This is a genomic window from Streptomyces pratensis, assembly GCF_037137275.1.
In the GTDB taxonomy this organism is placed as follows: domain Bacteria; phylum Actinomycetota; class Actinomycetes; order Streptomycetales; family Streptomycetaceae; genus Streptomyces; species Streptomyces pratensis_B.
Window position 1 is genome coordinate 77,325 of sequence record NZ_JBBBEN010000101.1, and the last position, 11,401, is coordinate 88,725.

Sequence of the window (11,401 nt, forward strand, 5' to 3'; positions counted from 1 at the left end):
GCAGGAGAAGGAGCGTGCGTGCTCCACCGGCGCCCCTGGTTCTCAACGGCCGATTAGCCTGAGGGGCCTCATGGGAAATGCGGTCCTCTCGGGTGAGTGCGAGGAGATCCCGGACGGGGCGGGGGCACATGGCGCAAATATTCATCAACTACCGCAAGACTGGGGGGTCTTATGCTGCGGCCCTTCTGGACGAGTTGCTGTCCCGTCGCTTCGGCGAGAAACAGGTCTTCCGGGCGGCGAGGTCCATTGAGGTGGGGAGCCATTTCGCGGAGTCGATCCTGAGGGCCGTAGCCGGCTGCGGTGTCATGCTGGTCGTCGTCGATGCGGAGTGGCTGGAGAAGTTCCCCGCCGACGGCTGCGATCCCTCTTCCGGTTTGGACTGGGTCGTGAGGGAGATCGAAGAAGCATTCGCGTGCGAACGGATCGTCATTCCTGTGTTGCTGTCCGGTGCTGAGCGTTTGCGGGAGGAGGCTCTGCCGGACGCGTTGAGGAGACTGGCCGGTCTTCACTATCTCAGATTCGACTACCGGAACGTTCGGCAGGACTCCGCCTACATGGCAGAACAGCTGGTCCGGGTGTGTCCGCGTGTGGAGAGGCGGAACCGTCGCTCCCCACGCTGTGGACGGCTCCACGCGTTGTGGAGTACGTGTGGAAGGGCCCTTCGCGGCGGATGAGGCGACCGCCTCGCCTCGGTACGCTGGTCCGCCCCCGTGCTGTTCGCGCACCGGTGAGGACGTCATCGTCTCAACCCGGCCTCGTAGTGAGCAGCGGTTCGCCGCTCGTCGCCAGGGGCCGGCATCCCGTCTCACGGGCTCCGAGCGCGGCGAGGAGGCCGACGGCCGAGCCGCCCGCCATGAGCAGCAGCGCCGGCCTCCACCCGAAACCCCCGTCGAGGACCAGCCCGAACAGCGGTTGCAGCACCGCCGACGCCGCGAACACGCCCGTGTTGAGCAGCGCCAGGGCCGTCGCCGCGACCGGGCCCGGCACGGACTCCTTCAGGGCCGCGAAGGAGATGGTCACCTGGGAGGCCGCGGCGCCCACCAGGACGTAGAGGCCCATCGCCTGCCAGCCGGCCTCCCACGGCAGGAGGGCCAGGCCGGACCATCCGGCCACGGCCATGCCGCTGGTGGCCAGGAGGTACGGGCGGCGGCGGCCCGCCCGGTCCGACCAGAGGCCGATCACCAGGCAGCCCACGCCGTACACCGCCAGGGCCGTCGTCGTGTACCAGGCGGCCACCGTGTTGGACAGGCCGCGCGTCTCGGTGAGCAGCGGCACCCCCCACAGACCGGCGAAGGCGTAGAAGGTGCCGTTGGTGCCGACGGTGGCCACGAGGAGCGGCCACATCGCCCGGGAGCGCAACGCCACGACGAGGCCGCTGCGGGCGGTGTGACGCGGGCGCGTACGGGGAGCGGAGCCCAGGGCCGGCCGGTCGCGCACCACCAGGGCCACCGCCAGGGAGAGGGCGAGCCCGGTGAGCGCCGCGGCGGCGAAGAGCAGCCGCCAGTCGTAGCGTTCGAGCAGCCACGCGGTGGGAGACCCCGCGATGACGGCCCCACAGGAGCCGAGGAGCAGCGTGACGCCGGTGACCAGGCCGTAGCTCTCGGGGCGGAACCAGGCGGCGTTGTACTTCATGATCCCGACGAACACGACGGACAGCCCGGCCCCTGTGAGCACCGGACCGGCCGAGGCCACGGCCAGGCCCCCGGCGCTGGACAGCGCCAGGGAACCGGCCGCCGTGACGAGGGACCCGGTGGCGACGCACACCCGGGCCCCGTAGCGGTCCACCAGCAGCCCGGCCGGGACCTGCGCCGCGGTGTACACCCAGAAGTGCCACGCGGCCAGGGCGCCGAGTTCGGCTTCGCCGGCCGCGAACTCGACGGAGAGGGCGTCGGCGAAGGTGGCCGGGGCGAAGCGGTGGAAGAACCCGAGCAGGAAGCAGCCCGTGAGTACCGACCACCCCGCGATCCGGCGCGGGCGCCGTGTCACCGAGGGTCCGGTTCCGGGTCCAGTCGTCCGGACGGAATCCGCTCGGCCCCGAGCCCCGGGCCGGCCCCGGCCCCCGGCCCTCCGCTTACCGGCGGGTCGGCCAGCCGCAGTCCGGCCAGCACGCCGACGATCACCAGCGCGATCCCCGCGATCTCCGCGGCGGGCGGTACGGTCCAGGTCGCGAGGAAGACGTACCCGAGTCCGGAGACGGTCTGGAAGACGATGAGCTGACCGGCGACGGTCACCGGCAGCAGGGTCGAGGAGCGGTTCCACAACACCGTTCCGAACCAGGTGACCAGCACTCCGAGGACCAGGCTTCCCAACGCCAGGTGCCACCACACGGCGTCCGCCGACAGCGTCACCCCGTCGCTGTGGAGCAACAGCAGCGGGGAGCAGAGGACGGACAGGACCAGCGTCGCCACCCCGACGAGCGTCGACCACTCCGACGAGGAGATCCGGGGGTGGGTCTTCATGAACTCGGCGTTGGCGACGCTGTACCAGGTCCACAGGGTCAGTGCGACGAGCGCGCACCCGGTGCCGAGGGCCTGCTCCATCAGGGAGTGGTCGGAGACGACCGACCAGCCGGCCTCCACCACGTTCACCACGACCAGGCCGCAGCCGATCAACCCGATGGGCACGGCGAGACGCCGGAACGGGTACTCGCGCCGCCGGTAGTTGCCGTACAGCGCGACCGTGATCGGCAGCGTGCCGATCACGACGACGGGCGCGGGGGCGCCGGCCAGGGCGATCCCCTGGACCATGAAGAAGTAGTAGCCGACGTTCCCCGCTACGGCGAAGAGCACCGCCGAGCGCCAGGTCGCCGCACTGTGCCCGAGCAGTCGCACCCGGAGGACCAGGGCGAGGACCAGGGACAGGACGCCGTAGAAGAGGTAGCGGCCCAGCGTGATGGCGGCCGGATCGAACGCGCTGAGAACGACGGGCGCGAGGACCGCCAGCCCCCAGGTCAGGTTGGCGAAGATGCCCAGGGAGATGCCGCCGGCCGCTGCCCGTGCGGATGTCGTGTTCGGCATTGCCTAGGTCGGTTCCACGCCGAGAACGCGGTCGAGGACCCAGTTGTCGAAACGGTGCACGACGGGCTCCTCCGGGGTGTATGTGCCGACGACGCTTCCGTTCAGCCCCCGGTGCTGCACTTCGACGATCCAGTTGTCCTCGTCCATGACCTGGTCCCAGCGGGCGTTGTAATCCTTCATCCTCTCCTCGAAATCGGGGCGGGCCACGGTTTCCTCGGAGAAGCAGTACCCGACCTCGGTGTGCGTGTGGTCGGGCCCGGTCGGGATCTTGCGTATCCACCACATGCAGTCCGGCGCGGTCACGATGAAGGAACCCGGAAGGACGGTGGAGAAATGGGTTCCCTCGGTGGCGGGGCCATAACTGCCGACGGTACGCGGAAAACCCGTCGTGCGGGCGTCCGGATACAGGGCGGGAGTCGGCTGATCGGTGTTGACGACGGAGATCCACTGCCCCCGGGAGTCGACCTCCTCCACCGGCTGCTCCCCGATGGAGCTGCGGTGGATGTGCTTGGTGTGCAGGGTCTCCATCTCGACTTCGGAGTACAGCTTCCAGTTGGACTTGAGGTCGTAGCTCAACCGCCGGACGCAGACCATGCGGGAGGTCTGGTACGGGGCGGCGACCTTGTCCACGTAGTCGACGAGGTAGTCGTCCAGGGACACGTGCTCCCCGGGCGACACGTTGACGAAGATCATGCCCTCCCGGGTCTCGCAGGCCACCGGCAGCAGGTTCCAGCCCAGCTGTCCCAGCTCCGACCGCTTGTGCTCCGGTTCCGTGCCCGGGGCCATGACCAACTCGCCGTCGAGGGCGTACGTCCAGCTGTGGTACGGGCAGCGAATGGCCCGGCAATTCCCTTTCTCCTCCTCCAGCAGGAGCGAGCCGCGGTGCCGGCAGGTGTTGCGGAACCCCCTGATCCGGTCGTCGTCCCCCCTCGCGATGATGAGGGATTCGCCGAGAATCGTGGTCGTGAGGTAATCGCCCCGCTTGGGGAGGGACGTGGCGAGATCCACGAAATGCCAGGCGGGGCGGAATATCGTCTCGACTTCGCGGTCGAACCAGCGTTGATCGGTGTAACACCACGGTGGAAGCGTGCTGGCGTCCTTGCGGTCCTTGCGAACCGATGCGTAGTGGTCCGGATGGAACAGGTCCGGTGGCGTCTCCGGGCGCTGGATCATGCTTCTCCTCGGTCTCGGCCCGGTCGCCCCGTCACGAAGGCGAGCAGGGCGGGCGTAACGCCGCATCTCCGTGGCCCGCGACCGGGTGGGGTCACGCATGACCGAGTGCCGTTCCGGCGGCTTATCACCTGAATTAGCTATTGCTCTCGGTGGCCTCAAGTGAAGCTAGGGCGTGGGAACAGAGCCCGCAAGCAAGCGTGAATTATTGGCGCATTGTCGGCAGGTGACAGCCAGAGGTGAGGGGTTTGACCGGTATGGGTTATCGGGGAATGTCTGAAATCCCCAGGAGTCGGCTGAGGGGGGAGGCGGGAGATCAAGCCATTCGGTGACGCTGCGGCGGGTGCGCACGCCTGACGCCCGCGGTTAGCCCGCCGGGCCCTCATGTGTGTCGGGTCGGGCCGTCGAGCAGGGAGCCGTCCGGCGTAGCCCCGACCGCTCTGACGGCCGGGCGGGCCCCTTCGGTGTCCCGGGACCGGCCGGCGCCATCGACTCGGCGGCATGAGGAGGGCCTTGGGCGTGAGCAGGGGCATGGGGCCGCCGCGGGGGAGTGCGGCGGCCGACGGCAGCACGGGGCCGCGGGGAGGCACGAGCGTGCCGCGCGGAGCGCGAACGCGCTCTCGGCCGTGCCCGGGCCCGTGGCCACGCTTTCGCCCGTGCCCGTGGCTACGCCCGTGCCCGTGGCCGGCGCGGACGCGGGAGCGGGCGGCCGGGAGGCTGCCGCGGCCCGCTCCGGCACGCGCGGAGAGTGCCCGGACGCGGATACGGGCATCGGCCCGCACCCGTCCCGGGGGCCGGCGGCCGGAGCGGAGCCGCGGCAGGACGTGGGAACGACCTACGACGAGAGGGACCCGCCCTGGCGGCGGCGCACGACGAAAACGGCCCCTGCGCCCAGGACGACCGCGGCCCCGCTGAGGGCGGCGGCGGTCGGCAGCGCGCTGGAGGAGCCGGTCGCGGCGAGGCGGCCGCTGACGGGGATCACGTCGAGCTCGCCCTGCGGCGCGGGCGTGTTCCCGGTGCCGGCGTCGCCGCCCCTGCCGGCCGCGCCCTCGTTCTCGGCGTCTTCCTTCTCGTCCACCTTGCCGGGCGTGCCTTCTGAGTCCTCCACCTTGCCCGGGTCGCTCTCGGGGGCGAGGACGGTGAAGTCGAACTGGCTGATCTCGTCGAACCCGCACTGGCCGTCCTCGCCGTACGAGTGGCCGATGGTGAAGAAGTAGCCGGCCCCCGGCTGGGCCTGGTCGCCCACCTTGATGCGCATCGCGGCGTCCGCGTACTCGCCGGGCTTCAAGGACTTCACGGTGGCGAACTCGTTGTTGCCGAAGGCGTCGGCCCCTTCGCCCTCGATCGGCTTCCACGCGTCGGTGGTCGAGTTGAACCACTCGACGGTCACGGCGAGTTGGGCGATGTCGTCGAGCTTCGGGTCAGCCGTGCCGAGGTAGAGGGAGATGTCGGTCTCCATCACCTTGACCTCGGAGACGTTGGTCACGCGGTAAGTGAAGTCGTGCCAGCCCGAGCCGGCGACGATCTTGCTCGGGAGGCCGTGCAGCGACGTCTTGCCGCGCTCCTCGTCCGGAATGCCGGAACAGAACGCCGGGCGCGTGTACGTCGGGGACGGCTCGGCGCTCGGCTTCGCGGGCTGCGCGGCGGGCGATCCGCCCACCGCGGAGGAGGTGGCCTCCGCCTTCTCCGGCAGGTGCTGGGCCTCGTCCCCGGCGCCGGCGGCGTCGGAGGCGTCATCGGACGCGTCAGAGGTGGCGGCGGCATCAGAGGCGGCGGCGTCAGAGGCGGCGGACGGCTCGGGCGCCGCCGTCGGGGAGGCCGACGCCGAGGGGGCGCTGTCGGCCGGGGGCTCCCCCGTCGCGTACGCGGCCGGAGCGGCGAACAGCGCCATGGGAGCGACAGCAGCGGTGAGGGCTGCGGCGGTCAGAATGCGGTGGAGCCTCATGGAGTCCTTCCGTGAAAGCGCAGCTGTACGGCCGCCTGGCGCCAAAGGGCGCTCCACGGCCGTACGCCTGTACGTTCAGGGGATCGGCGGGAGCGTCGGAAGGTTGCGCGATCCACGGGCGCCGCACCTGTGATCCCGCTCACGGCGGATGAGGGGGCACGGAATCGGGCGGGGCCGACTCGCCGGAGGCGGCCTCCACGGCCCCCGCCGGCGGCGCGGAGCGGGACAGGCGCCAGCCCCCGCGCTGCTCGGCGGCCCTGTCGGCGTGCTCCTCTACCGGCGCCATCGGTGATGTCGACGGTGGCCGCCCCGGCCGCGGCCCGGGGCGCGAGGTCGAACACCAGGGCGACCGCCTTCCGCGTCCGCCAGGGTGGCCGTCAGGCGGTCGTGGCCGGGCGTGGGCTGCCGTGGAAGACCTGGCTGGTGTGCCAGGAGCGGTGGGCGGCGGCGACGGGCCGGGCGCCCGGCTGGGGGCCGATGACCGGACGGCCCGCGAGCGTGACGACGTGCGCGCGGGCGGCGGCGCTGCGGCCGACGAACCCTTGCGAGACCAGGATGCGGTGGCCCCCGCCACGGCCCTCGCCGAGCCCCAGCACACCCTTGTCGAACAGCTTGTGGTGCAGCGAGCACAGGCACAGCCCGTTCTCGACGTCGTCCGGACCGTCGAACGCCCACCAGCGCACATGGGCGGCCTCGAGCCCGACCGGCACCGCGCCGATCCTGCCGTCATATCCGCAGAAGGCGCACTGGTACTCGTACGCCGTCAGGACCGCCTCCCGCATCCGCCGGTCCCGCTGCCTCGTCGCGGCGGGGAGCGGCCCGGTCTCGGCCTCCTCCAGCCCGAGGCCGACGGCCTCGCAGAGCTCGCTGTGGAGGGAGGGCGGGAAGTTCAGGTCGAGCAGCACCCGGGCCAGCCGCCCGAGCAGGGACGGCTCCCGCCGCAGCGCCGCCCGCAGCTCCGGCGTCAGCCGCCCGGTGGCGCCGGTCGAGCGCAGCTCCCTGACCCCCGTCCCCGGGCTGCCCGGCCCGCGCTCGGTGCGCACCTCCCACACGCCGTCGCTGACCAGGTGGTGGAAGGGGTAGGCGGGCGTGGTCCGGTTACCGGGGCCGTACTCGGCGAGCAGCCCCCGAAGGTCCTCCTCCACGGCGCTGTACCGCAGCTCGCCCTCGGCGTCCTGCTGGAACCGGCTGAGCGCGTACAGGAAGAGCAACGGCTTGTGCGGAGCCCGCGCCCCCCTTCTCGTCCACTGCCTCAACTGCGAGGTGCGCTCGACCCAGTCCATGGTCGGCGATCGTACTGGCGGCCCGTCGGAGCCCGGGGCGATGCGTCAGAGCCCGGGGCGACGAAGCACGGCCGCAGCGCCCGGCCGCGCACCGGGCCGCTGCCCGGGCCCTCGGCTCTCGGGGACTTCGACGTATCGCCAGGCGAGAGCAATGGCGGAGGATACAAGATGCGAACTCGTGAGCGGTTGCCCCCAACACGCATTCCACATGTTTATCCGACGGTTCGGAGTGAGGTGGGGCTGTTCTGGCCTGGGACGGAGCCGGACGTCGGGCGGATGGTGAGCGGCACTGGACGGGCGTGAAGGAGACCAGAACGGAGACCGAAGCGCCGGGTCACACCTTCTTGACGACGATCGACCCCGGGACCAGCCTCGTCAGGTCGTCCACGTCCGAGGTGAAGACGGTGACCTGACCCTTCTGTCGGCGCGCGACGACGGCGAGTATCGCGTCGATCGCGTACTTGTGCCCGTGCAGTTCGGCGTCTGCCAGCAGGCGGCGGGCCTGCCGGGCCTCGTCCTTCCCGATGTCGGCGACTTCGAGCCGGGAAAGCACCCAGTCCCAGCGCTGCTCGGTAGTTCTGCCGTCGTACGCCTCGACCAACGTCATCGGAGACGTGACCACCTCGGCTTCACCCCGGGCTGCGAGGTCGAGCCACGCGATCATCTTCCGGTCGCCGCGCACGGCGAGGGACAGGGCTTCGCAGTCGAGGACGAAGACGCGCAGCGGTCGCTGCCCGGGCTCACCGGACCGCTTTCTCACGCGGCTTCTCCGGCGCCGTTCGCTCCGGTGGCGCGCCGGCGCTCGTGGTCGGCATCGAGGTCCTCCAACTCCTCGAACGCAGCGCTGCGCTCTTCTTCGGTGAGAGGACCGTGTTCCTCCTGCAGCCAGTCCGACAATTCCCGCAGTCGGTCCCGGTCGCGCTTGAAGCGCAGCGCCTCGGCTACGTACGCCGACATGCCTCGTTCTGCCGCCTCCGCACGGATCTCGTCCAGGAGATCCTCGGGGATCGTCACCGTCACCTTCTTCGTCGCCATACAAAAGACCATACTCTTGGTATTACGCTCCTTACCAGCCCAGTCCCGCGACCGCCTGTGGGCGGTCGGGCGGCCGTGGCGGGACGTGGTGCGACGCAGCATCGGTCACACCATCCCCGAGCGGGCCGACCAGGTCCAAAACCGGCTCCGGCGCGGCAGCCGCGGCGGGCGCCCACCGGCCTTCGACAAGCAGCGCTACAGGCAGCGCGACGTGGTGGAACGCTGCTTCAATCGGCTGAAGCAGTGGCGCGGCATCGCTACTCGCTATGACAAGACCGCGGAGTCCTTCCAAGCAGCCGTCACTCTCGCGTCGCTCCTGATGCGGGCGTGATGTTCCGGCGGTAAGCGGCGGGTCATCAGAGATGGAGCTCCAACTCCCAGTCTTCGAAGGGCGGCTCGACCTGATAGCTCGGGTCACAGCACACCCGAACCCACTGCGCGACCCGGTACTGCGCCTCTCCGTCGTTCAGCACCATGCCGTCGGCGTCGATTCGCAGCACATTGCTATAGATCGCGAAGACCTGTTCCAACGACGAGCCGGAGTGAAAAACAGCCGAGCGATAGTCGAACCCATCGAGCAGGTCCAGGTCGAGGGTGCCGTTCGCCAAGTAGAAAGCGAAGAGCCGGAGCGAAGCGCGCACGTCGACAGAAAGATGTCCCACCAAGGCATCATGCACAGCTACCGCGCCACCTTGGCAAGATCCTCTGAAGACGCTGCCTAGGGGCGGCCGCAGCCTGGCGGTCAGCCTGCCCAGGCCGGTTGTCCCCCAACTCGCTGTCGGCAAGGACTGTTGCCGCTGGCCTGGGGCCGGGGAGGCCGCAACCAGCGGACCGGAGTGCGACGAGGCCATCCCGAAATATCAAGGGCGACAGCCGTTGCAACAGGTGGCGGCTGACTGCCGATCGCCGCGTCGAGGTCGTCGAGGACCTCCTCGATGTCGAGGGGCTCCCACGCCCGGAACCGCCCCAGCACGAGCGGTAAACCGTCCGCGTCGAGCGGTGGCGTCCACTCCTGGGCTGGAGGTTTCGGAGCCACTGCGGTGCTCACCGCTCTCTCCCCACCGGAGTCTCGACCACAGCCCAGGTGACCTTGCCCCACGGGTGCGTGTCGTAGCCCCACTGCGAACTCATCACAGCGACCAGACTCAGACCCCGGCCGCTCTCAGCGTTCAGGTCGGCCGTTTTCAGATGGGGAGCGTCGTGCGAGCGGTCGGAGACTCCGATGCGGACGGCACCGTTGCTCGGACGCTCGATGTGGATTCTCGACACCGGGGTCTCGGTGTGCTCGACGGCGTTGGCCAGCAGTTCAATGACGATGATCTTTCCCCAGCCCGTCACGTCGTCGTCCATGCCCCAGACCGCCAGCACCTGGGAGATGAAAGCGCGGGCGAGGCTCACGGACTCACGTACGCAAGGCACCTCTGCGGCGTAGCCCGGGGAGCCGATCGCATTCGGTTGAGCGACGGCAGTCAACGAGCGACGAGCGCAGCGCAACAGGAAGAGTCCCGGATTCGTGCACGTCCACCAACCGGAAGGCTTTACGTTTCCATTACCCGAGCTCTAGGTGCCAGCGTGACGGTGGTACTACGTTCGGTGCGCGCAGCGCAGGAGAACTACCGGAAGGCGGCCGAGGACGAGCGTCCTCGGTGGACCGCGTTCTACGGGCCGGCGGAACTCAACCACCTCGCGGCGATCATCCTCAACCACAACGGGGAGCCCGCCGAAGCCGAGGCGATGGCTCACCGGTCCCTGGCCAAGATCCCGGCGGAGTTCCAGCGCAACCGCGCGCTGGCCACCTGCCAGCTCGCCCTGGCGCAACTCCGCCAGGGCGAGCCCGAGCAGGCTACGGCGACCGCGGGCACCGTCTTCACGATCATGGAGGGCGCTCCACTGCCGGGGCGCATGCGCACTCTGATCGGAGACTTCCACCGAGACCTGTTCCGGCTGGCGCCGTCCACGACGTACGCCGCGACTGGGCAGACCGCAAGCGAGATGAATGGAGCCGAACGTGACCAGGGTGATCGGCCTGCGGCACTACGGACAGGGAAGCCTCCCCGAGGGCTTCAATCAGATGCTGATCGACGTGCACGCCGACGCCTACGCCGACGCGATGGACAACGAGTTCAACCAGCGGTTCCCGTGGTTCGTCGATCACTGGTCAGGGATGGACGGCTTCACCTGCGTCGTCGCCTTCGACGGCGACGAGCCGACCGGCTTCGCGTACGGCGCCCCGCTCCAGCCGGGCCGTGAGTGGTGGCGTTCCACGGCGTTCGCGCCGAACAACGGCTACACCGCGACCTACGCCGTCTCCGAGGTCATGGTGCGCCCGCAGTGGCGGAGGCAGGGGATCTCGGAGCGGCTCCACGAAGCCCTGCTGAAGGAACGCGGCGAAGACCTTGCGGTGCTCTTGGTCGACGTGACGCACCCGAAGGTTCAGGACCTGTACGAGACGTGGGGCTACGAGAAGGCGGGTGAGCAGCAGCCCTTCGCTGACTCCCCGGTGTACGCGGTCATGGTGAAGAGGCTGCATCCCTGAGCAGTCTCTCCCCTACGTGCGGCGTTGTGCACCGGCTCGGCTCGTGATCACCGTCGGTCGTGAGGGTGTGGCCGGTGGACTAGGCCTGGATGAGGGCGGTGGTCGGCGTGGGCCGAGCCGGGCCGGCGAGGATGCGGTGCGCGTGCTCGGGGACCGTGGTTCGGACGGGTGCGGCGAACCGGCCCCGTGCTGGAGGGCTCGGGCCGCTTGCAGCGAGCTGGACAAGGGCCGGCCGGGCGGTCTGCTGTTGGGCGGCTCGGAGGGGAGGCCTCCATGTGTGGCACCTTGCGAGTGCCTCCAGAGCTACGCAGGAGAAACAGGTCAGCTTCTTCCTGCGCGCAGGGAGCGGTCGCCGTCTGATGGAGGCAGCTGCAACCCTCAACGTCGAAGGCCCCCGCAGCGAGCTGCGGGGGCC

11 protein-coding genes and 1 pseudogene are annotated in these 11,401 nt (G+C 70.0%); 3 read left to right on the plus strand and 9 right to left on the minus strand.

Features of this window, described 5'->3' with window-relative positions; translation table 11 throughout:
- Positions 1 to 128: 128 nt before the first annotated feature.
- Positions 129 to 674 carry a toll/interleukin-1 receptor domain-containing protein gene (locus V9U70_RS26735; protein ID WP_336679334.1) on the plus strand — a complete coding sequence of 182 codons (546 nt, stop codon included), beginning with the start codon at positions 129 to 131 and terminating at the stop codon, positions 672 to 674.
- A gap of 70 nt (positions 675 to 744) precedes the next feature.
- Here the strand turns inward: V9U70_RS26735 and V9U70_RS26740 are convergent, their stop codons facing one another.
- From V9U70_RS26740 to V9U70_RS26770, 7 genes are all read right to left on the minus strand, one after another.
- Positions 745 to 1,986, minus strand: a complete 1,242-nt coding sequence (locus tag V9U70_RS26740) for an MFS transporter (RefSeq protein ID WP_336679336.1) — start codon at positions 1,984 to 1,986, stop codon at positions 745 to 747.
- Positions 1,983 to 3,017: a DMT family transporter gene (locus V9U70_RS26745; RefSeq protein ID WP_336679338.1), complete on the minus strand. Its 1,035-nt coding sequence runs from the start codon at positions 3,015 to 3,017 to the stop codon at positions 1,983 to 1,985. Before V9U70_RS26745 ends, V9U70_RS26740 begins: the two co-directional genes overlap by 4 nt.
- Before the next feature lie 3 nt (positions 3,018 to 3,020).
- Positions 3,021 to 4,190 (minus strand): aromatic ring-hydroxylating oxygenase subunit alpha, encoded by a 1,170-nt coding sequence (locus V9U70_RS26750; protein WP_336679341.1) that lies wholly within the window; start codon positions 4,188 to 4,190, stop codon positions 3,021 to 3,023.
- An 832-nt stretch (positions 4,191 to 5,022) separates the two neighbouring features.
- A complete protein-coding gene (locus tag V9U70_RS26755; RefSeq protein WP_336679343.1) occupies positions 5,023 to 6,132 on the minus strand; it encodes a hypothetical protein in 1,110 nt (369 codons plus the stop codon).
- Positions 6,133 to 6,509: 377 nt separating this feature from the next.
- The gene (locus V9U70_RS26760) at positions 6,510 to 7,415 is read right to left on the minus strand and encodes a phosphorothioated DNA-binding restriction endonuclease (RefSeq protein ID WP_336679345.1); all 906 of its coding nucleotides are present in this window, start codon (positions 7,413 to 7,415) and stop codon (positions 6,510 to 6,512) included.
- Between the two features lie 334 nt (positions 7,416 to 7,749).
- Positions 7,750 to 8,175, minus strand: a complete 426-nt coding sequence (locus tag V9U70_RS26765) for a PIN domain-containing protein (RefSeq protein ID WP_336679347.1) — start codon at positions 8,173 to 8,175, stop codon at positions 7,750 to 7,752.
- Entirely contained in the window at positions 8,172 to 8,450 is a 279-nt protein-coding gene (locus V9U70_RS26770) for a CopG family transcriptional regulator (RefSeq protein WP_336679349.1), read from the minus strand. Before V9U70_RS26770 ends, V9U70_RS26765 begins: the two co-directional genes overlap by 4 nt.
- Before the next feature lie 91 nt (positions 8,451 to 8,541).
- Here V9U70_RS26770 and V9U70_RS26775 point away from each other — a divergent pair.
- A pseudogene (locus V9U70_RS26775) lies at positions 8,542 to 8,781 on the plus strand (transposase); the annotation flags it as partial.
- Between the two features lie 25 nt (positions 8,782 to 8,806).
- Here the strand turns inward: V9U70_RS26775 and V9U70_RS26780 are convergent.
- The gene (locus tag V9U70_RS26780; RefSeq protein WP_336679350.1) at positions 8,807 to 9,127 is read right to left on the minus strand and encodes a DUF7677 family protein; all 321 of its coding nucleotides are present in this window, start codon (positions 9,125 to 9,127) and stop codon (positions 8,807 to 8,809) included.
- Positions 9,128 to 9,494: 367 nt separating this feature from the next.
- Positions 9,495 to 9,848 carry an ATP-binding protein gene (locus tag V9U70_RS26785; RefSeq protein ID WP_336679353.1) on the minus strand — a complete coding sequence of 118 codons (354 nt, stop codon included), beginning with the start codon at positions 9,846 to 9,848 and terminating at the stop codon, positions 9,495 to 9,497.
- 610 nt (positions 9,849 to 10,458) lie between these two features.
- On the opposite strand from V9U70_RS26785, the gene V9U70_RS26790 reads away from it, so the two are divergent.
- Entirely contained in the window at positions 10,459 to 10,986 is a 528-nt protein-coding gene (locus V9U70_RS26790) for a GNAT family N-acetyltransferase (RefSeq protein WP_336679355.1), read from the plus strand.
- The last annotated feature ends 415 nt before the right edge of the window (positions 10,987 to 11,401 follow it).

What these genes read in the sequence shown, in the direction of transcription:
- V9U70_RS26745 (WP_336679338.1), bottom strand. Translation starts at nt 3,017, where the DNA reads ATGCCGAACACGACATCCGCACGGGCAGCGGCCGGCGGCATCTCCCTG.
- V9U70_RS26735 (WP_336679334.1), top strand. Translation starts at nt 129, where the DNA reads ATGGCGCAAATATTCATCAACTACCGCAAGACTGGGGGGTCTTATGCT.
- V9U70_RS26760 (WP_336679345.1), bottom strand. Translation starts at nt 7,415, where the DNA reads ATGGACTGGGTCGAGCGCACCTCGCAGTTGAGGCAGTGGACGAGAAGG.
- V9U70_RS26755 (WP_336679343.1), bottom strand. Translation starts at nt 6,132, where the DNA reads ATGAGGCTCCACCGCATTCTGACCGCCGCAGCCCTCACCGCTGCTGTC.
- V9U70_RS26770 (WP_336679349.1), bottom strand. Translation starts at nt 8,450, where the DNA reads ATGGCGACGAAGAAGGTGACGGTGACGATCCCCGAGGATCTCCTGGAC.
- V9U70_RS26750 (WP_336679341.1), bottom strand. Translation starts at nt 4,190, where the DNA reads ATGATCCAGCGCCCGGAGACGCCACCGGACCTGTTCCATCCGGACCAC.